This is a genomic window from Micromonospora sp. CNZ322, assembly GCF_007827755.1.
In genome coordinates this window covers 992,398-1,012,105 of the sequence record NZ_VITD01000001.1, presented here as the reverse complement: position 1 = coordinate 1,012,105, position 19,708 = coordinate 992,398, and the positions used below count along the sequence as shown (strand labels likewise).

21 protein-coding genes are annotated in these 19,708 nt (G+C 71.8%); 10 read left to right on the top strand and 11 right to left on the bottom strand.

The genetic code is table 11. The features are described from left to right. The first annotated feature begins 63 nt into the window (after positions 1-63). From FB453_RS04710 to FB453_RS04695, 4 genes are all read left to right on the top strand, one after another. Positions 64-237 (top strand): CsbD family protein, encoded by a 174-nt coding sequence (locus FB453_RS04710; RefSeq protein ID WP_145787746.1) that lies wholly within the window; start codon positions 64-66, stop codon positions 235-237. 161 nt (positions 238-398) lie between these two features. Continuing rightward, positions 399-746, top strand: coding sequence for an ArsR/SmtB family transcription factor (locus tag FB453_RS04705; protein ID WP_112581782.1), 348 nt, complete (start codon positions 399-401; stop codon positions 744-746). Further along, complete coding sequence (locus tag FB453_RS04700) at positions 743-1,012, top strand: hypothetical protein (RefSeq protein WP_112581781.1); 270 nt, start codon at positions 743-745, stop codon at positions 1,010-1,012. The genes FB453_RS04705 and FB453_RS04700 overlap by 4 nt, the downstream gene beginning before the upstream one ends. Positions 1,013-1,137: 125 nt before the next feature. Next, complete coding sequence (locus FB453_RS04695; protein ID WP_145787743.1) at positions 1,138-2,598, top strand: alpha/beta hydrolase; 1,461 nt, start codon at positions 1,138-1,140, stop codon at positions 2,596-2,598. Between the two features lie 47 nt (positions 2,599-2,645). On the opposite strand, the gene FB453_RS04690 is transcribed toward FB453_RS04695, so the two are convergent. From FB453_RS04690 to FB453_RS04675, 4 genes are all read right to left on the bottom strand, one after another. Beyond that, the gene (locus FB453_RS04690) at positions 2,646-3,308 is read right to left on the bottom strand and encodes a class I SAM-dependent methyltransferase (protein ID WP_145787741.1); all 663 of its coding nucleotides are present in this window, start codon (positions 3,306-3,308) and stop codon (positions 2,646-2,648) included. Positions 3,309-3,399: 91 nt separating this feature from the next. Next, the gene (locus FB453_RS04685; RefSeq protein WP_145787739.1) at positions 3,400-4,653 is read right to left on the bottom strand and encodes a DUF6596 domain-containing protein; all 1,254 of its coding nucleotides are present in this window, start codon (positions 4,651-4,653) and stop codon (positions 3,400-3,402) included. Beyond that, positions 4,650-5,006 carry a YciI family protein gene (locus tag FB453_RS04680; RefSeq protein WP_225855046.1) on the bottom strand — a complete coding sequence of 119 codons (357 nt, stop codon included), beginning with the start codon at positions 5,004-5,006 and terminating at the stop codon, positions 4,650-4,652. The genes FB453_RS04685 and FB453_RS04680 overlap by 4 nt, the downstream gene beginning before the upstream one ends. Positions 5,007-5,153: 147 nt before the next feature. Further along, the gene (locus FB453_RS04675; protein ID WP_145787736.1) at positions 5,154-6,410 is read right to left on the bottom strand and encodes a DUF2786 domain-containing protein; all 1,257 of its coding nucleotides are present in this window, start codon (positions 6,408-6,410) and stop codon (positions 5,154-5,156) included. Between the two features lie 188 nt (positions 6,411-6,598). Between FB453_RS04675 and FB453_RS04670 the strand changes: the two genes are divergently transcribed. Genes FB453_RS04670 through FB453_RS04660 form a run of 3 tightly spaced genes read left to right on the top strand, consistent with a single transcriptional unit; the run spans position 6,599 to position 8,908 of the window. Then, a complete protein-coding gene (locus FB453_RS04670; RefSeq protein WP_222431305.1) occupies positions 6,599-7,081 on the top strand; it encodes a DUF2243 domain-containing protein in 483 nt (160 codons plus the stop codon). After that, positions 7,042-7,962, top strand: coding sequence for a cytochrome c oxidase assembly protein (locus FB453_RS04665; RefSeq protein WP_222431304.1), 921 nt, complete (start codon positions 7,042-7,044; stop codon positions 7,960-7,962). The genes FB453_RS04670 and FB453_RS04665 overlap by 40 nt, the downstream gene beginning before the upstream one ends. Before the next feature lie 13 nt (positions 7,963-7,975). Beyond that, positions 7,976-8,908 (top strand): DUF11 domain-containing protein, encoded by a 933-nt coding sequence (locus FB453_RS04660; RefSeq protein WP_145787732.1) that lies wholly within the window; start codon positions 7,976-7,978, stop codon positions 8,906-8,908. Positions 8,909-9,054: 146 nt separating this feature from the next. Here the strand turns inward: FB453_RS04660 and FB453_RS04655 are convergent, their stop codons facing one another. From FB453_RS04655 to FB453_RS04635, 5 genes are all read right to left on the bottom strand, one after another. Continuing rightward, complete coding sequence (locus FB453_RS04655) at positions 9,055-10,185, bottom strand: CaiB/BaiF CoA transferase family protein (RefSeq protein ID WP_145787729.1); 1,131 nt, start codon at positions 10,183-10,185, stop codon at positions 9,055-9,057. Continuing rightward, positions 10,182-12,338, bottom strand: coding sequence for a 3-hydroxyacyl-CoA dehydrogenase NAD-binding domain-containing protein (locus tag FB453_RS04650; protein WP_145787725.1), 2,157 nt, complete (start codon positions 12,336-12,338; stop codon positions 10,182-10,184). Before FB453_RS04650 ends, FB453_RS04655 begins: the two co-directional genes overlap by 4 nt. A 14-nt stretch (positions 12,339-12,352) precedes the next feature. Then, positions 12,353-13,567, bottom strand: a complete 1,215-nt coding sequence (locus FB453_RS04645; RefSeq protein WP_145787723.1) for an acetyl-CoA C-acetyltransferase — start codon at positions 13,565-13,567, stop codon at positions 12,353-12,355. Next, positions 13,557-14,723 carry an acyl-CoA dehydrogenase family protein gene (locus tag FB453_RS04640; RefSeq protein ID WP_145787720.1) on the bottom strand — a complete coding sequence of 389 codons (1,167 nt, stop codon included), beginning with the start codon at positions 14,721-14,723 and terminating at the stop codon, positions 13,557-13,559. Before FB453_RS04640 ends, FB453_RS04645 begins: the two co-directional genes overlap by 11 nt. A 481-nt stretch (positions 14,724-15,204) precedes the next feature. Beyond that, positions 15,205-15,420: a MerR family transcriptional regulator gene (locus FB453_RS04635; RefSeq protein ID WP_145787718.1), complete on the bottom strand. Its 216-nt coding sequence runs from the start codon at positions 15,418-15,420 to the stop codon at positions 15,205-15,207. 144 nt (positions 15,421-15,564) lie between these two features. On the opposite strand from FB453_RS04635, the gene FB453_RS04630 reads away from it, so the two are divergent. Continuing rightward, on the top strand, positions 15,565-15,822 hold the full coding sequence (locus FB453_RS04630) for a hypothetical protein (RefSeq protein WP_145787715.1): 258 nt from the start codon (positions 15,565-15,567) through the stop codon (positions 15,820-15,822). A gap of 108 nt (positions 15,823-15,930) precedes the next feature. After that, complete coding sequence (locus FB453_RS04625) at positions 15,931-16,581, top strand: TetR/AcrR family transcriptional regulator (protein ID WP_145787713.1); 651 nt, start codon at positions 15,931-15,933, stop codon at positions 16,579-16,581. An 85-nt stretch (positions 16,582-16,666) separates the two neighbouring features. Here FB453_RS04625 and FB453_RS04620 read toward each other — a convergent pair whose 3' ends face one another. Together FB453_RS04620 and FB453_RS04615 are read right to left on the bottom strand one after the other, a co-directional pair. Beyond that, positions 16,667-17,023 carry a hypothetical protein gene (locus FB453_RS04620; protein WP_208646613.1) on the bottom strand — a complete coding sequence of 119 codons (357 nt, stop codon included), beginning with the start codon at positions 17,021-17,023 and terminating at the stop codon, positions 16,667-16,669. Positions 17,024-17,390: 367 nt separating this feature from the next. Then, positions 17,391-18,281 (bottom strand): zf-HC2 domain-containing protein, encoded by an 891-nt coding sequence (locus FB453_RS04615; protein ID WP_145787708.1) that lies wholly within the window; start codon positions 18,279-18,281, stop codon positions 17,391-17,393. A gap of 72 nt (positions 18,282-18,353) precedes the next feature. Here FB453_RS04615 and FB453_RS04610 point away from each other — a divergent pair, with 72 nt between their 5' ends. Continuing rightward, on the top strand, positions 18,354-19,394 hold the full coding sequence (locus tag FB453_RS04610; RefSeq protein WP_145787706.1) for an SAM-dependent methyltransferase: 1,041 nt from the start codon (positions 18,354-18,356) through the stop codon (positions 19,392-19,394). Positions 19,395-19,708 lie beyond the last annotated feature (314 nt).

Below are 19,708 nucleotides of genomic sequence, written 5' to 3'. Positions count from 1 at the left end.
GTTGGGCTGGTGACGGTGGGGGTACCTCTGTGGTTGTAGCGACGCTCGCAATGGAGGTTGGCAATGGGTTTCGACGACAAGATCAACAACGCCACCGAGGACGCGACCGGCAAGCTGAAGGAAGGCGCCGGTCGGGCCACCGACAACGAGCAGCTGGAGGCGGAGGGTCGCACTGACCAGTCCACCGCCAAGCTCAAGCAGGCGGGCGAGAAGATCAAGGACGCCTTCAAGAGCTGACGTACGACGTAACCCGCACGCCGGGCCGGTGATCATCACCGGCCCGGCGTGCTGTGTGTCCGCCTCTTCGCCGACCCTGAGATCCCCCTGATTCCGCTTCTGTTCCGCACCGCAGCACGCCGACACCTGCTAACTTTCCTTGGCATGTGCAAGGGCTGGTTATGAGCAGCGCTCCACCGCCGACCGGCGACGACCTGGTCCGGGTGCTGGCCACCCTGGCCAACCCGCACCGGCTGCGGGTCGTCGCCGCGTTGGCCCGCGAGCGTGCGTACGTCAGCGGGCTGGCCCGGCAACTGGGCATCAGCCGAGCGCTGTTGCAGGTCCACCTACGGAAGCTGGCGGCGGCCGGGCTGGTCACCGCCCGCCTGGAGTTGTCGGAGGACGGGAAGGCCATGAACTACTACGAGGTGGAGCCGTTCGTGCTCACACTCACCCCCGCGGTCATCGCGACTGCGGTCGAGACGCTGACAGTGCCCGACTCGGGCGAGCAGCCGGGAGCACAGCGATGAGCGAGCACGACTGGACCGAGGTGGTCGGCGCGATCGGCATCTTCGCCTTCCTGATCAGCGTGGTCACGGTGACCGTCGTGCAGCTCGCCAAGACCCGGCGGGCCCGGTACGAGGCGGACCGGGCGGACGACTACCGCCAGCTCGCCGAGACGGCAGCTCAGGCCCAGGCGGAGAACGCCCGACTGCTCGCGGCGATGGACGGTCGGCTGGGCGGGATGGAGACCCGGATGACCACGCTCGAACGCGTCCTGCGCGAGGTCGACTGACCCGGCGGACGAGAGCGGCCCCGGGCCGTCGAGCGGCTACTCGACGGCCCGGGTGGAAGCAGCATCACCTCGCCCAGTGGGCGAGTTTCACCGGCAACGCTCCCTCGAGGAGAGGACAGCACCTCATGCTGCGCGTACGCAAATCCGCAGTCGGCTGGGCGGTCGCCCTGGCCCTCACGGCCGCCGGCCTGGCCCCGGCGAGCCCGGCCGCCGCCCGACCACAGCCCGCCCCGACGATCGACTGGCGGCCCTGCGCCGCGGACACCAGCGCCGAGTGCGGCACCCTGTCGCTGCCGGTGGACTGGAACCGACCCCAGGGTGAGCGCTTCGACCTGTCGCTGGCCCGCCGGGTCGCCAAGCCGGCCATCCGGGAAGGCGCGCTGATCTTCGGCCCCGGCGGGCCGGGCGACAGCGGTGTCGACCGGGTGGTGAACGGCAGCTCCCGGTTCAGCGCCGACCTGCGTGCCCGGTTCGACATCGTCAGCTTCGACCCACGCGGCACCGGCGGCAGCCACCCGGTGGTCTGCGCCCGGGACCTGCTCGCCCGGCAACCACAGCTGATCGCCGATCAGGCCCAGTTCGACGCCGTCCTGGCCAACAACGCGCTGCTGCGCGCCGACTGCCGCGCCCGCACCGGGTCGCTCTACGACCACGTGGACACCACCAGCGCCGCCCGCGACCTGGACGCGGTCCGCGCCGCGCTCGGCGAACGGCAGTTGACCTTCCACGGCAGCTCGTACGGCACCCTGCTGGGGCAGCGGTACGCCGAGCTGTACCCCGACCGGGTCCGGGCCATGGTGCTGGAGGCAGCGATGGACCACAGCCTCGGCACCCGGGCGTTCCTGGACAGTCAGGCCGTCACCGCGGAGGGTGCGTTCGACGAGTTCGTTGCCTGGTGTGCCCGGTCCACGGTCTGTGCGCTGCACGGTCGGGACTTCCGGGCGATCTGGGCCGGGCTGCACGAGCGGGCCGAGCGCGGCCTGCTGACCGACCCGGACCGGGCCGGGGTCGCGCTCGCCCCGTTCGAGTTGAGCCGCCTCGCCCACAAGAAGCTCTACGACACCTGGCGGTGGCCGGAGCTCGCCGAGTGGATCGTCCGACTGGCGGGCACCGCCACCACGCCGAGCGTCCGTCCGTTGGCGGACCAGGCCGTGGCTCCGTACCCCTTCGCGGTTTTCTGTCAGGACTGGAGCCTGCCGGTCCGCGACTACAGCGAGTACGTCGGACATCTGCGCCGGGCGGTCCGGCTCGCGCCGGACCTGCGCTACCCGCCGGCGCTGTTCGCGCTGGTCACCTGCCTGGGCACCCCGACGCCGGTGGCCAACCCGCAGCATCGGCTACGGGTCCACACCGACGTGCCGCTGCTGCTCGCCGCCACGGTGCACGACCCGGCCAGCGGCTACGGCTGGGCGCGCAACGTGGCGCGGCAGTTGGGTCGGCACGGCGCGCTGCTCACCTACCAGGGCTGGGGGCACGGCAGCTACAGCAGCAGCCCGTGTGTGCAACGGGCCGTCGACTCGTACCTGATCGATCAGGTGGTGCCCGCCTGGGGTGCCAGCTGCCCGGCCATCGAACCCGAGGTGTGACCGCCGCTGCCGGCCGTCGGTTCGCCCGGTGGTCGGCAGCGGTGTGCTCAGTGGCGTCGGGTGGCGCGTACGACCACGTCGTACAGCGGGACCTCCCGGCCGGGCACCGTGCGGCGGTGCTCCTCGGCGGTGACGATCTCCCAGGTGCTGCTGTCCAGGCCGGCGGTGATGTCCGCGAGGGTGACCGATGCCTCGTCGGGCGGGTGGTGCCCAGGCCCGTGTCCGTGGCCGTGTCCGTGCCCCTGTTCGCCTGCCTCCGAGGTGTGCAGGTGTCCGACGATCAGGAGGGTGCCGCCGGGCGCCACCCATCCGGCGATGCGGTCGTAGAAGGCCAACTGCGGCATCGCGGGGTGCGCGTAGTGCGTCGTGACCAGGTCGAACGGCGTGTCCGGGGCCCAGGCCGTCAGGTCCGCCTCCACCCACCGCACGCGTTCGGAGACCCCGCTCTGCGTCGCGCGTTCGGCGGCCCGAGCGAGGGCAACGGGTGCGATGTCGACGGCGGTGACCTGCCAGCCGTGGGCGGCGAGCGAGATCGCCTCGGCGCCCGCGCCGCACCCGGCGTCCAGCGCCGAGCCCGGCACCAGAGCGCCGATCTCCCGGGCCAGGTAAGGGTGCGCGGGACTCGTGCTCATCGCGCCGGGACGGTCGTGGTGCGCCTGGTGCCAGTGCCGTTCCCAGTAGTCCTTGTCGAACTCGTGCTGCTCGGTCATCTGTGCCTGCTCCTTCGCGCGTCGGCCACGACTGTGACCGGCGAGCGGGCGATGCGCAAAGATTGTTGCCAAAACGGCAAGACGACGTCGCTCACCCCTGCCCGGTCAGCCGGGCCGCCCGCACCTCCAGGTAGCGCTGCTCGGGCCGGCTCGTGGTGCCCCGCGCCGCCATCAGGTACGCCTCCCGCGCCGCACCGACCTCCCCGGCCAGCTCCAACAGGTGCGCCCGGACGGCGGCCAGCCGGTGGTGCCCGGCCGTGCGTTCGTCGACGTCCAACGGCGTGAGCAGGGCGAGCCCGGCCCGGGGCCCGTCGACCATGGCCACCGCCACCGCCTGGTTGAGGGTGACCATCGGATTCGGCGCGATCCGGGCCAACAGTCGGTAGAGCGCGACGATCTGCCGCCAGTCCGTCTCCGCCGCCGTCGACGCCTCGGCGTGCACAGCGGCGATCGCCGCCTGGAGCTGGTACGGGCCGGGCGGCGACCAGGTCAGCGCCTCGGTGATCAGGGCGATGCCCTCGGCGATGGCGGCGGCGTCCCATCGGGAACGGTCCTGCTCGGCCAGCGGGACCAACTCCCCGTCCGGTCCCACTCTCGCCGCCCGGTGCGCGTCGGTCAGCAGCATCAGCGCCAGCAGCCCGGTCACCTCGCCGTCGTCGGGCAGCAGCCCGCGCAGGACGCGGGCCAGCCGGATCGCCTCGCCGGTCAGCTCGGCCCGGCGCAGATCCGGGCCACTGGATGCGGTGTAGCCCTCGTTGAAGATCAGGTAGAGCACCCGCAGCACCGTTGTAAGCCGCTCGCCCCGCTCGGCCGGCCCGGGCATGGTGAACCGTGCCCCGGCAGCCTCGATCCGCTGCTTGGCCCGCCGGATCCGTTGACTCATCGTCGCCTCGGGCACCAGGTGTGCCCGGGCGATCTGGGCGGTGCTGAGACCGCCGACCGCCCGCAGGGTGAGCGCCACCTGCGCCGATCCGGGCAGCGCCGGGTGGCAGCAGAGGAACAGCAGCGTGAGGGTGTCGTCGTCGGCCGGGACGGCGGGCTCCGCGTCCGCCGCGGGCGCCACCCCGGCGTACGCCGGCTCGCGTCGCGCCACCGCCACCTCGCGGTCCCGGCGCGCACTCTCGCTGCGCCACTCGTCGGTGAGGCGGCGGGTGGCCACGGTGAGCAACCAGGCACGCGGATTGTCCGGTACGCCCTGCCCGGGCCACTGCGTCGCGGCGGCGAGCAGCGCCTCCTGGACCGCGTCCTCGCACCTGTCGAACTGTCCGTGCCGACGGACCAGCAGGCCGAGGACCTGCGGCGCGAACGTGCGCAGCAGATCCTCGACCGTCCGGTCCTCGGTCACATCTCCGTCCCGGCCTCGTCCATGATCGGGCGGACCTCCATCGCGCCGCCGTACCGGACGTCCGGCCAGCGGGCGGCGATCTCGGCAGCCCGCTGCGGGCTGTCGCAGTCGACGGCCAGGTAACCGGCGAACTGCTCCTTGCTCTCCATGAACGGGCCGTCGAGGACCTCGGGGCTGCCGTCCACGAGCCGGACCGTCAACGTCTGCGACGGATTGGCCAACGCCTGGCCGCCGATCAGCTCGCCGGTCTCGGTCAGCTCCTTCATGATCTCGTCGACCTCACCGAAGAGGGCGGTGCGATCCTGCTCGCTCAGCTCCTCGGTGAAGCCGGGCCGGTTCCAGATCAGCAGCATGTACTTCACGGCGATGCTCCTCAGGCTCTGGTCGCACCCCGATCGGGGCGCGACTCACCGGAGGGTCGGAGTCGTTCCCCCGATCCCTACCGCGTACCGAAGAAAATCGCAGAAACATTCGCCGGGGGCGTTCCCACGCCGGACGGTTCAGCGCGGATCGGGTCGGCCGGGCACCTGTCGGGGCTTCCGGGCGCCGCCGACGTCCAGCGAAGCCCGGTCGGCGGCCGAGGTGCCGGACGACCAGCCCTCGGCGTCGCGCACGCTGAGCCGGTGCCGGGTGACGCCGGGAAAGAGCGTGTCCAACCGCTCCCGGACCGCCTCGCCCCGCGCCGCGAGCACCGGCAACAGCCGTTCCGCCCCGGCCGTCTCGGCCGCCGCCTGGTCCGCCGCGTTGGTCGCCGCGTCGGTGGCCGCCCGCAGCCGCTCGCCGATCCGCAGCGCGAACGCGTTGAGGAAGGACTCGTCCCAGACCTTCGTCCGTCGCCCCGACCCCTGCCGGCGCTCGGCACGCCCACGCAGCATCGCCGCCGTGGCCTGAACCAGCAGCGACGTGTAGAGCAACTCCACCGCCACCAGATCGGCCGGCCAACCCAGCACTGTGGCGAAGCCGAGATCGTCGGACCAGACCGCCTCGCACCGGTTCGCCGCCGCCACCTCCTGCACCAGCAGCGCCTTCGCGCCCGCGTACGGGGTGTCAGTGCTCAGGCGGACGCCGCCGGGCAGGTCCCCGCGCTCCGACCCGGCCGCCAGCAGCGCCTCGTCGATGCTGTGCCGGGCTATCAGCTCCTGGGCCTTCCCGGTCAGCGCCTCCGCCTCCGCAGGGAAGGTGGTCGACTCGGCCTTCGCCAGCAGCGCCCGTACCCGATCCAGCATCGGCGACCCGCTGCGAGCCGAGCCGCCCGAGCGGGGCAGTGCCGCGCCGCTCGTGCCTGGCGGTGGGCGCAGCACCGCGATGGGCGGCAGGCTCTCCACCAGCGCGAGAGTGTCCACGGCCGCGCGGAGCGCGTCGGCCCGGTCCAGACCCTCCCGGCTGGCCCAGCCGGCCAACACGCTGCCACCGCCCTCGGTAACCCCCAGTTCGCTCAGCTGGTCGTCCCACCAGGCCGGGACCGGCTCGGCCTGATCGCGCCGCTGGGCGGCCATCGCGGCACGGACCAGCCGGGCAGCGCGGGCGTCGAGCCGTCGACTGGTGATCCGGTCCACGTCGACCGGCTGCCAGCCGCGCGGCCACAGCCGGCCCAGGCCGCGGACCAGGCGACGCAGCAGAGCGGCGTCCACCGCCGTGGTGCCGTCCGCGGCGCCGGTGCCGACCATCAGTTGGTCCAGCTGCCGTTCGGCCTGCCGTACGTCAGTGCCGCGCACCGCCGCGAGCGCGTTGGCGACGAGTTCGTCAGCGTCCGGCACGGGCACCTCCTTCTCGGGATCTGGCTATCGCTGCCCCTCCAGGCTCCATGATCATGCCGCCCGTCGTCCGGGAGTCACGAAACGGGGATGTGCCACCGGCCCATTGGCCCTTCCCGCAGCTCTGGCCCGGCATGTTTCATGCGGTTCGGGGTATTTCCGACCCGATCCAGCTGACTGCGAGGTGTGTGGTGGTCGATTCGAGCCTGCCGAGGCCCCGTTCCGCCGACGTACGCTCCTCCACCCTCGTCGGCGTCCTGATCGGCATCGCGATCATGGCTGCGGTGGACGAGATCGTCTTCCACCAGTTGCTGGCGTGGCACCACTTCTACGACCGGTCCACCCCATCGGTGGCGCTGCTCTCCGACGGACTGCTGCACGCCGTCGAGCTGATCATCCTGGTCGGCGGGTTCTTCTGGTTCGCCGACCTGCGTCGACGACGTGCCCTGTCGAACCGGCTGGCGTGGGGTGGCTTCCTGCTCGGTGCCGGAGGGTTCCAGGTCTTCGACGGGGTGGTCGACCACAAGGTGCTCCGGCTGCACCAGATCCGCTACGGCGTACACCTGCTGCCGTACGACGTGCTGTGGATCGCGTCCGGCGCGGTGCTGCTGTTGGCCGGCGTCGGGGTGGTGTGGTGGGCCCGGTCCCGGCGGCCCGACTCCGGCCCCCGATGACGGTGGCCGGGCCGCTGGCGCACGCTGGACACGGTGCGGCCGGGCCGAGCTGGTTCCCGCTGTTCCCAGTCGCGTTGTTGGCGGTCGGCTACCTGCTGGCCGCCGTACGCGACCCACGGGGCTGGGACCACCGACGCACCGCCTCCTGGCTGGTCGGCTGCGCCCTGCTGGTGGTCGCCGTCGGGCCGCTGGCCCAACTCCCCGACAACCCGAGCGGGCACATGGCGCAGCACCTGCTGCTCGGCATGCTGGCCCCGCTGGGGCTGGTGCTCGCCGCCCCGGTGACGCTGCTGCTGCGGGTCGCGCCGCCGCCGGTACGCCGAGCGGTCGGCCGGCTGCTGCGCGCCCGCCCGCTGCACCTGCTCGCCCACCCGTTCACCGCCACGCTTCTGACCACCGGCGGGTTGGCGTTGGTGCTGCTCACCCCGCTGTACGCGGCGGCCGAACGGCAACCCGTCCTGCACCACGCCGTGCACCTGCACTACCTGGCCGCCGGCTACCTCTTCGCCTGGTCGTTGGCCGGGCCGGACCCGGCACCGCGTCGCCCCGGACTGGCGGTACGGGTCGGCGCGTTACTGGCCGCGTCGGCTGGCCACGCCGTGCTGGCCAAGTACCTGTACGCCAAGGCCGAAACCCTCCCGCCCGGCCTCACCGACCGGGACCCGGAAGCGTTCCGCTCGGCCGCCCAACTCATGTACTACGGCGGCGACCTGGCCGAACTGCTGCTGGCCGTAGCCCTCTTCGCCACCTGGTACCACCGCCGAATCGGGTCGAGGCGGGACGCACCGACCACTGTGACGGGACGGGCGCCTTCGACGCCTGATCTTGGGACAGGTACGGAAGCCCGTCCCGGTCGGACTCGCTCCGGCCGACTCCCCTGACAGGCGAGGATCCATGCATCGCATACCCAATCCCGCACATCGTCGCCGCCTGGCCGCGGCACTCAGCACCGGCGTGTTGGTGTCGCTGGTGACCGCGGTACTGCCCGCGTCTCCTGCCGCCGCCGCGCCCCCCGCCGCGGATCTGGTGGTCACCGCCACCGCCATCGCACCCCGTGACCAGGTCGTGGATGTCGGCGGTGGAGTCACCGTCGAGGTGGAGGCCCGCAACGCAGGCAGGAAGTCCGCGTCGGACGTCACTCTGACGTACGGGCTGCCGGCAGGTGCCTTCTTCACGGACGGCAACGCCGCCCCCGAGGGCTGGGCCTGTGACTTCGGCGCAGCCGCCAGGTGCACGTACGGAGCGCTGGCCGCGGGGGCGAGCGCGCCGCGACTGCGGTTCGACTTCGCCTTCCCGCCCGCACCGGTCGGCACCATCTCGGCGGTGACTGCCACGGCGCAGACGACCAGCACCGAGTTCTCCACGGCCAACAACGTGGACGAGGCCACGATCACCTACATCCGAGGGGTGACCGACCTGGAGGTCACCACGGTTCAGGCCGACCCAGCTCAGGCGATCGTCGGCGACACGGTGAACATCTACGTGCAGGTGCACAACACCGGAAACATGACGGCGGACGAGGTGCACGTCATCGTTCCGCTGCCCACCGGCTTCAGTCGGGTCGAGGAGCCGTACAGCAGTCCCTGGTACTGCGAGTTCGGCGACGACCCCGCCTCCGGCCAGCCGACCTGGGACTGCACGGCCTACGGCCTGGTCAACGGGTACACACCCTCCGGGCTCTGGCTGACGGCCAGGGTCGCCGACGCGGTGCCGGGTGAGGTGGCGACCGTGACCGCCCGAGCGACGACCAACTCGCCGGAGGACGACCTCTCCGACAACACCGGCCAGGCCACCGTCACGGTCGTGGAGGCGGCGACGGTGCGGTGACGTGGTCATCGACGCCGCTGTGACCAGGTGTTGACCATCGGCTGATCGTCGACTCAGAGCTGGCTGCTCTGGGCACGGGATCCTCCCCCGCACTGCGTCTACCGATCGCATGACGCAGTGCGGGGGGTTCCGTCGAGCAGGGTTGATCAGGTCTCTTGTGGCCAGCCGGTGAGGATCTGCTCGACCGGTAGGACGTCCTGCTCCGGGTCCGGTGCCGGGGTTGGCTGGTCGGTCGGGGTGCGGTCGAAGCGGGGTGCGGGGGCCGGCTGGATCTCGCCGCCCACCTCGACGAACGTGCCCCGGGCCACGTTGTGCGGGTGCGCGTGCGCCTCGCCGGGGGCGAGCACCGGCGCGACGCAGGCGTCCAGGTCGGCGAAGACCGCCGTCCACTCGTCCCGGGTGCGCTCGGCGAACCGCTCGGTGAACCGGCTGCGCAGCTCGTCCCAGCCGCTCGGGTCGTACTGGGCGGGCAGGTCCGGGTCGTCGGCGAGGCCGAGGCCGGTGAGCAGTACGGCGTAGAAGGCCGGTTCCATCGCGCCGACCGCCATGAATCCACCGTCGGCGGTGGCGTACGTGTCGTAGAACGGCGCCCCGCCGTCGAACATGTTGCGCCCACGCGGGGCGGCCCACAGGCCGGTGCCGAGCAGCCCGTGCAGGAACGAGGTGAGCAGCGCCGAGCCGTCCACCATCGCCGCGTCGACCACCTGGCCGAAGCCGGAGCGCTCCCGCTCCAGCAGCGCGGCCAGCACCCCGACGGCGAGCAGCATCCCGCCGCCGCCGAAGTCACCGAGCAGGTTCATCGGCGCGTACGGGCGCTCGCCGGCCCGTCCCAGCGGTTCCAACGCCCCGGCCACCGCGATGTAGTCGATGTCGTGTCCGGCTCGGGCTGCCAGCGGGCCGTCCTGACCCCAGCCGGTCATCCGCGCGTACACCAGTCGGGGGTTGCGGGCGTGGCACACCTCCGGCCCGATGCCGAGCCGCTCGGCCACCCCGGGCCGGTACGCCTCGACCAGCACGTCCGCGCGTTCGGCGAGGCGCAGCAGGTCCGCCACTCCGGCCGGGGACTTCAGGTCCAGTGCGGTGACCCGCCGGCCGCGTTGCAACGGCCCGCTGGTCGGTGCGGCCAGCCGGCCCGCTCCCGGGGCGCCCGGCCGGTCCACCCGCACCACGTCCGCGCCGAGGTCGGCGAGCACCATGCAGCCGAACGGCGCCGGCGCGAGGCTGGCCAGCTCGACCACGCGCACCCCGGCCAGCGGCCCGCCGCGTGCCGCCGTCACGCGACGTCAGCCGGTTCGGCCCGACGGGCGGCGAGCCGGTCGGCCAGGTCGGCGGGGGGCGTGAACCGGTCGCCGTAGCGGCCGGCCAACTCGGTGGCACGGCCCGCGAAGCCGGCCGGGCCGCCCGCGTACTGCCGGACGTAGCGGATCACCCCGCCTGTCCACGCCGGGAACCCGATGCCGAAGATCGAGCCGATGTTGGCGTCGGTCTCGGTGCGCAGCACCCCCTCGTCGAGGCAGCGCAGCGCGTCCAGCGCCTCGGCGAAGAGCATCCGCTCCTGGAGGTCGGTGAACGGCACCGCCCGACCCGCGTCGGTGGTCAGGTCGGCGAGGCCGGACCACAGCCGGCCCCGGGTGCCGTCGTCGTAGGAGTAGAAGCCGCGTCCGGCGGCGCGCCCCGGCCGGTCGTACGCGTCGACCAGCTCGTCCACCAGGCGGTGCGCCGGCAGTGGGCGGAACTCCTCGCTGGCCGCCTCGAACTGGCGGCGGATCCGCTGGATCAGCGTGAGACTGACCTCGTCGGCCAGCGCCAGCGGCCCGGTCGGGTAGCCGGCCTGAAGGGCGGCCTGCTCCACCGATGCGGCGGGGACACCCTCGGCGACCATGCCGACCGCCTCGTCGATGAACCTGCCGATCACCCGGCTCGTGAAGAAGCCCCGGCCGTCGTTGACCACGATCGGGGTCTTGCCGATCCGCCGGCCCAGGTCGAACGCCCGGGCCAGCGCCACGTCCCCGGTGCGCTCGCCCACCACGATCTCCAGCAGCGGCATCCGGTCCACCGGAGAGAAGAAGTGCATGCCGATGAAGTCCGCCGGCCGGTCCACCCCGGCGGCCAGCCCGGTGATCGGCAGGGTGGAGGTGTTGGAGGCGAGCAGCGCGTCGGGCGCCAGGACGGGCAGCACCTCGGCGAAGACCTGCTGTTTCAGCGCCGGGTCCTCGAAGACCGCCTCGATGACCGCGTCGCACCCAGCGAGGGCGTCCGCCTGGTCGGTGGTGGTGATCCGGTCCAGTACGGCGAGGGCGTCCGCCTCGGTCGTGCGACCCTTGCGTACCGCGCGGGCCAGCAACCGCTCGGCGTGCTCCCGGGCCCGGCCGGCGGCCTCCGGCGTGACGTCCTTGACCACGACGTCCAGCCCGGCTTTGGCGCAGGCGTACGCGATGCCCGCGCCCATCATGCCGGCCCCGAGCACCGCCACCCGGCGTACTGGTGGGGCGTCCACATCGGCGGGTCGGGCCGCGCCGCCGTTGACGGCCTTCAGGTCGAAGAAGAACGCCCCGATCATGTTCTTGGCGACCTGCCCGGTGAGCAGGCCGATCAGGTGCCGGGTCTCCACGGTCAGGGCGGTCTCCAGGTCGACCTGTGCGCCCTCGACGGCGGCGGCCAGGATCGCCTCGGGCGCGGGTAGCCGGGCACCCTTGAGCTGCTTGCGCAGCGTCGCCGGGAAGGCGGGCAGTTGTGCGGCCAGCGAGCGGCTGGCCGGAGTGCCGCCGGGCATCCGATAGTCCGGCCGGTCCCACGGTTGGGCCGGGCGCGGGTTCGCCGCGATCCAGGCCCGAGCCCGCTCCAGCAGCTCGGCGGGCGTGGCGACCACCTCGTCGACCAGCCCGACGGACAGCGCCTCGGTCGGGCGCATCCGCCGGCCGGTGAGCAGCACCGTGGTCAGCGCGCCGGCCAGGCCGAGCATCCGTACGGTCCGGGTGACGCCGCCCGCCCCGGGCAGCAGGCCCAGGGTCACCTCGGGCAGTCCGAGCCGGCTGCCGGGCGCGTCCAGTGCGATCCGGTGGTGGCAGGCGAGCGCGATCTCCAGGCCACCGCCGAGCGCGGAGCCGTTGACCGCGGCGACCACCGGTCGGCCCAGCATCTCCAGGCGGCGCAGGTCCCGCTTGATGGTGCCGAGCAGGTCGGCCAGGTCGGGCGCGTCGGCGCGGGTGGCCCGGATCATCTCGGGCAGGTCGCCGCCGGCGAAGAAGGTCGACTTCGCGCTTGTCACGATGACGCCGACGAGATCGCTCTCGGCCTCCAGCCGGTCCAGCACGGCGCTCATCGAGGCGGCGTACGCCCGGTTCATGGTGTTGGCGGACTGGGTGGGGTCGTCCACTGTGAGCGTGACGATGCCGTCGGCGCCGCGGTCGTACCGGATGGTGTTGGTCATTGTCGTCCTCCGGGTCAGCAGCGCTCGAGAACGGTGGCGACGCCCATGCCGCCGCCGATGCAGAGGGTCACCACGGCGCGGCGCAGGTCGCGGCGCTCCAACTCGTCCAACGCCGTACCGAGCAGCATCGCTCCGGTCGCGCCGAGCGGATGGCCGAGCGCGATCGCGCCGCCGTTGACGTTCACCCGGTCCGGGTCGAGGCCCAGGTCACGGACGTACTTGAGCACCACCGCGGCGAACGCCTCGTTGATCTCGAACAGGTCGATGTCGTCGACTGTCAGCCCGGCGACGGCGAGCGCCTTGTGGGTGGCCGGGATCGGGCCGGTCAACATCAGCGTCGGGTCGGCGCCGGTGACCGCCGCGCCGACGATCCGGGCGCGCGGGGTGAGGCCGAGATCCCGACCAACCTGCTCCGAACCGATCAGCACCAGCGCCGCGCCGTCCACGATGCCGGACGAGTTGCCCGCGTGGTGGACGTGCTCAATGGCCTCCAGCCAGTGGAACTTCTGCAACGCGACAGCGTCGAAGCCGGCCGCCTCGCCCATCGTGGCGAAGGACGGGGTGAGCTTCGCCAGCGCCTCCCGGGTGGTCTCCGGGCGCGGGTGCTCGTCGACGGTGAGGATGTCCAACCCGTTGCCGTCGCGGACCGGCACCACGGAGCGGGCGAAGTACCCGCCGGCCCACGCCTTGGCGGCCCGCTCCTGCGACCGCAGCGCGTAGCCGTCCACGTCGTCGCGGGTGAAGCCCTCCAGGGTGGCGATCAGGTCGGCGCTGACGCCCTGCGGCACGAACGACGTGGCCAGGGCGGTCTGCGGATCGGTGGCCCAGGCCGCGCCGTCGGAGCCCATCGGCACCCGGGACATCGACTCGACCCCGCCGGCGAGCAGCAGATGCTCCCAGCCGGAGCGGATCCGCGCGGCGGCGGAGTTGACCGCCTCCAACCCGGAGGCGCAGAACCGGTTGAGCTGCACCCCACCCACCTGGTCGGGCAGCCCGGCCAACAGCGCGGCCGCCCGGGCCAGGTCGCCGCCCTGCTCGCCGACCGGGGTCACGATGCCGAGCAGCAGATCCTCCAGCCGACCGACGTCCAGGCCGGGGTTGCGCTCCCGCAACGCGTCGATCAGGCCGACCACCAGGGAGATGGGCTTGACCCCGTGCAGCGCGCCGGTGTCCCGGCCGCGTCCGCGCGGGGTGCGGACCGCGTCATAGACGTACGCCTCAGAGGGCACGGGCGATCAACTCCTTCATGATCTCGTTGGTGCCGCCGTAGATCTTCTGGACGCGGGCATCTGCGTACATCCGGGCGATCGGGTACTCCGTCGTGTAGCCGTAGCCGCCGAACAGTTGCAGGCACCGGTCGATGACCTCGCACTGCCCGTCGGTGAGCCACGACTTCGCCATCGCCGCTGTGGAGACGTCCAGGTCACCACGCGTGTGTCGGACGATGCAGTCGTCCAGGAAGACCCGGCTGACCCGGGCGCGGGTGGCGCACTCGGCGAGCACCATCCGGGTGTTCTGGTGACCCATCAGGGTCTTGCCGAAGGCGGTGCGCTCCTTGGCGTACGCGACGGTCAGCGCGACGGCCCGTTCCATTGCCGCGACCGCGCCGACGCCGATGACCAGCCGTTCCTGCGGGAGTTGCTGCATGAGCTGGATGAAGCCCAGCCCTTCGGCGCCGCCGAGCAGGTTCGCTGCCGGCACCCGGAACTCGTCGAAGAACAACTCCGCGGTGTCGTTGGCGTGCAGCCCGATCTTGGACAGCAGTCGGCCCCGGCGGAAGCCCTCCGGGTCGCCGCCCACCTCGCAGACCAGCAGTGAGACGCCGGCGGCCCGCTGCTCGGGGTCCGTCTTCACGGCCACGATGACCAGGTCGGCCAGGCCGCCGTTGGTGATGAACGTCTTCGCGCCGGTCACCAGGTAGTCGTCGCCGTCGCGGACCGCCCGGGTGCGCATCGCCTGAAGATCGGAGCCACCGTCCGGCTCGGTCATCGCGATCGCGCCGACCAGCTCACCGCTGCACAGGCCGGGCAGCCAGCGTCGCTTCTGTTCCTCGCTGCCGTACGCCACCAGGTAGCCCGTGACGATGCCACTGTGGACGGCCAGGCCGAGGCTGCTCTCCCCGGTGTACGCCTGCTCGTGCAGCAGCACCGCCTCGTGGGTGAACCCGCCACCCCCACCGCCGTACTCCTCCGGGACCGACAGGCCGAGCAGCCCCAGCTCACCGGCGCGCCGGTAGTGCTCGCGGTCCGGATGGCCCTGCTCCTGAAGGCGGTCGGCGTGCGGCAGCACCTCCTTGGTGAAGAAGGTGCGGGCCAGCTCGGCCAGGTCGTCATGCTCCGGCTCGCGCCAGGGTGAGGGGGAGCCGTCGGGCAGGGGGGTCGGCATGTGCACCACCCTCGCGCGCTATTGGCAGCATGTCAATAAGTCGTGATCAGCTCCCGGGCGCAGGCCGTCGCGGCGTCCGCGGCAGGGCAGGCTGAGCGAGAATCGGGCGATGAGTGCCACGCCTCCGGCCCTGCTCGACGGAGCCCGCGTCCAGATGTTCGCCAATCTGGGACCAGGGCAAGCGCCAACCGGTGCAACCCGCCACTCCGTAAGCAACTTTGCAGAGGTGGTCGCACATCTCGCTATAGCCCGTTACGCCGATGCCGGAGAGGTCTACCTCTTCTACTGCGGCCAGAAGTGGGAAGTCCTGACGGACACGTGGCATTCGACGGAGTTGGACGCCGTCACCCAGGCGGAGTGCGAGTTCGGGCCCGTAACGTTCGTGCGAGTGGCGGCAGAAAGCTGCGGCGACCTGGAGGCGTAGCGCGCCCGAGCCGACGTAACCAGAATCGGCGGTGCGCGGATTGTGCCGTGAGAGGTGCTACTCGGCCTCGTCGCCGTCGGTGGGACGCGGCGGGCGATGCTCGGCGATCCATGCTTCCACGTCGGCGCGCAGCCAGACCGTCGTGCCGTGCAACCGTTGGAACGGTGCGGGGAAGGTCGGATAGCGGATGAGCTGACGCATGCGGGTCCGGCTCACGCCGAGCAGATCTTGCAGCTCGTGCGGACCGACCAGCGGACCCGGGACCTCAGCCATCACCTGACGGTAGGACGATCAGGAATGCCTGATTACGTCTACCTACTTGCGCAGCCCTTTCGAATGGGTGAGGGTGAACCTGCCGGTCCGGCTGTGGCCTGGGCCGCTTGGGGCAGCGATCGCGAGTGATGGGAGGGGTGCCCGATGGATCAGGCGACGGAGGTGGCGTGGCTGCGGGAGCGAGTCGGGGGTCTGGAGACAGCGCTGCACTGCGCGCGGAGGGAGTTGTTTGATCTCCGTTGTCGGTTGACGCTGATCGGCAGGGTGGTTCAGGACGTCGACCGGGTGCAGCCAGCGCCCGGGGTCGCTCTGGGCGCGATCAACGCGGCGCTCTACTCCGAGGCGTCCAACCTGCGCCACCTCGGCCGACACCTGCTCCGGCGTCGCCGGGGCGTGTGGTGATCACTTGATGCTGAGTAGTTCAACGACAGCTCTGACTACTGCTGAGCGATCAAGTGATCATGGTGAGGAACGGCGGTTGGTCGGTGAGCTGTCGATAGGGTCGGGCAGATGAGTGTCGAGACGGCTCCGCGCCGCCGCCGTTTGGAGCCGGACGCCCGGCGTGGGCAGATCCTGGCCTGCGCGGTCCGGCTGTTCGGTGAGCGCCCGTACGCGGACGTGTCGACCACCGACGTCGCCCGCGAGGCAGGTGTCGCTCGCGGCCTGGTCAACCACTACTTCGGCGCGAAGAAGGACCTCTACCTGGAGGTCGTCCGGGTCATGGTGACCATCCCCGAGGTTGCTCTGGAGCGGCTGCCCAAGGGTGATCTCCGGACCCGGGTCGACGCCAGCGTCACCTGGTTCCTCGACGTGGTTTCCCGGCACAGCACCTCGTGGCTGGCGGCAGTCACCGCCCGGGGGATGGGCGGCGACGCCGACGTGGAGCGGGTGCTCGCCGAGGCCGAGGAGGTCGCCGCGGACCGCATGCTGGTGGCCGTCGGGCTGGCCGGCGAGGCCGAGCACCGCGAGGAGTTGCGCGGGATGGTCCGGGCGTACGGGGGTCTGGCCACCTCGACCGCCCGCGAATGGCTCCAGCGTGGCGCCCTGACCCGCGCCCAGGTGCACCTGCTGCTCACCACGACCCTGCTGACCATCGTCGAACAGGTCATCCCGCAGGTCCTCGCCGTGGACGGTTCAACACGGCCAGCGCCTCCCGCTTGAGCTGCCCTGCCCTGCTCTGGTCGCACGGCCGCGCCGCCGTTGACGGAACCCATGCTCCGCCGCCGAGTCAACCAGTGCCGAGCTTTCAGGCTGGCGCGGCGGTGGGGACCGATTGGCGGAAGTGGAGCACGATCACGATGGTCAGGATGACGATGGCGATCGGGTCGAACACCAACGAGATGAGGTTCATGTCGGCTCGCATGCCGACGTCGACGACGGTCAGGGCGAGAAACACCGACTTGGTGATGATGGCGGTCGCCGCCGCCGGCACTCTCGCCGGAAGGTGGAAGGCTCCCCAGATGATGGCCGCGCCAAGAGCCGCCTGCAGCACCCCTCGGTGCTGGAGCAGCGCAACGGTCATGCGGTCGGGGTCGGCCAACCCATAACTGCTGGTCAGCAGTTGTGGCCAGAACAGGGCAAGTGCGGGCGTCGCGGTGATCACGCCGACGATGGTGAGGATGAAGCGCATCTTCATTCGACTCTCCTAGTGAGGTCGGCTCGCTGATCGTCAGCGTAGCGAGCGAACCGGACTCGACCGACCACCGACGGCCGCACCATCTTGTCGGAAGCCCTCACGGCGATGCGCCGGACCGAGGACGACTTCCTTGCTCCTCTCGGCGAGGACGACCGGCGCCAACTGCACCAACAGTTGTCAATGCTCTACGCAGCCTATGATCCCCGGTGCCACACCGACGAGTCACCGGATCCCGGGGTGCTACCCGGCAGCGGCGTCGGCGGAACGCGCCACAGCGAGGGGCCGACCAGGCCCACGAACTGAGCGCCTGTCGGTTGGTCGAGGCTGCCGGCGATCAGGCGGCGCGGCGCCCGCCGGCCTGGTCGGTACGCGTGGCATCCCCGCCCTGCGCTGCCGGGGCGGCGTACCGGTCGGCGGCTTGCGCCGGATAGGACTCGGGGCGTACCACCCGCAGTGGCCGATCCACCTCGTCGGCCCCGAACCGCCAGCGTGACGGTGTCGGCTGCCGCTGTGGTGCCGGGCCGCCGGGGCGCAGCCCGGGACGAGACAGCAGCACGGTGATCAGGTAGCCGACCACCAGGAAGCCGTGGCTGATCAGCCGTTCCCCTCCCACCGAGCCGGTGGCAAGGTCGTTCACCGACAGCAGCAGCAACGTGCCGACGAACGCGCTGAGCATCGGCAGCAGCCCGGCGGGCGGGCTGCGGCGCAGCGCCACGAAGAGGAAGCCCGCGCCCACTGCCACGTTCCACGCCGCCGACTCGTGCCACAGGTGCTGGCCGGTGGGGTGCAGGTGGTCGGCGGTCGCGCCCCGGCCAACCTGGGCCAGGCCGAGCACCAGTTGCACCGCGCCGAGCAGCCCGAGCGCCGACCGCAGGCCGGCGACGAGCGGGCCACGTCCGAACGCCGCGCGCAATCCGGCGGCGAGCTGGCTCCGTCCGGGCACCTTCCGCAGGCCGGCGACCAGCGGGCCACGTCCGTCCGAACGCCGCCACCGCGACCGGCGGGCCGGGGCCGCGCTGGCGGCGGCAAGGATCGCCGCCGTCCGATCGGGCACCTCAACCACCAATCGGGTACGAACCCGACGGGTCACCGCCGCCGCCGCCGTGAACCAGGCCCGGCACTCGGCGCACCCGTCCAGGTGCCCCTGCACCGCCGTCAGTTCGGCGGCGGTCTCCTCCCCGTCCAGCTGCGCGGACAGGACCTCCCGCCACTGCTCACAACCCATGTATCGGTAGTCGCTCCGGCAGCCGCTCCAGTTCCCGGCGACCGTGACTGGTTGTGGAATACTCGCCGGATCATGACGCGTTACGGCCTGCTGATCCTGCCCGCCACCAACCGGGTGTACGCCCGCGCCGCCGTCGACCTCACCCGAGCCGAGCTGGAGATCTTCGGCCGCTCGGCGCTGGACGGTCGGATCGGCGCGCTGGACACCGAGGTTGTCGGAGGGGCGTCCTACATCACGTTCACCGGCGACGGGCTGACCGAGCGTGACCTGGCCGTCCTGGGCAACCTCTCCGCCGGGTACGCGTTGTTCGAGATCGTCGGTGAGCTGTTGCGGCCGATCGAGTGGAGTCGTCTGGACCGCTACGACGACGACCTGCTCACCATCCAGAAGTACCCGGGCAAGACCAACGAGCAGTTCACCAAGCTGCTGCTCAACGTCACCCTGCTCGCCTCGGACTGGGCCACCGAGATGACCAGCCGCCGGTTCCGGGTGCTCGACCCGCTCTGCGGTCGGGGCACCACCCTCAACCAGGCGCTGATGTACGGCTTCGACGCCGCCGGGATCGAGCGCGACCAGAAGGACGTCGAGGCGTACCGGGCGTTCATCACCACCTGGCTGAAGCAGAAGCGCGTCAAGCACCGGGTGCTGGAGTCGGGGCCGGTGCGGCGGGAGCGCAAGGTGGTCGGCCGGCGGGTGCGGATCGAGTTGGCGCCGACCCGCGAGGAGCACAAGGCCGGCCAGACACAGTTGCTGGACGTGGTCAACGCCGACACCGCGCGCTCGGCGGAGTTCTTCCGCCCGGAGACCGTGGACCTGGTCGTCGCCGACGCGCCGTACGGCGTGCAGCACGGCAGTCGTACCGCTGGGCAGGGGTTGGCCCGTGACCCGCTGGCGTTGCTCGCGGACGCCGCGCCGGTCTGGGCCCGGTTGTTGCGCCCCGGCGGTGCGCTCGGGATCTCCTGGAACACCCACGTCGCCAGTCGGGACGACGCGGCGGCGGCGTTGGCCGACGCCGGCCTGACCGTGGTCGACGCCGAGCCCTACCGCGCGCTGCGGCACCGGGTGGACCAGTCGATCATGCGAGACGTGCTGGTGGCCCGCCGCCCGGCCTGAAGGGTCTCGCACCGCCGCCCCGCCAGACCATGAGCAACCCCATCCGGGTCGCGCATGGTCTCTCTCTCGTGCGTTCCCTCTGCTCCGCACCTACGGACCATCGAGGGGCTGTGCCGCGTTTCACCTGATCAGCCGCTCGGTGTGAAAACCACGTCAAGAAAAGGTTCGCCGCCGTCATGGTCGCGTTATGACCCATGCCGTCCGGCGGGTGGTGGGGCTTTGATTGCCCGGCGCGACCGGAAGGCGGTCGCGACGAACCTTTCCGGCTGAGGAGTCAGCGTGTCTGACGTGGTGTTCGTGGTCCTGACGGTGGT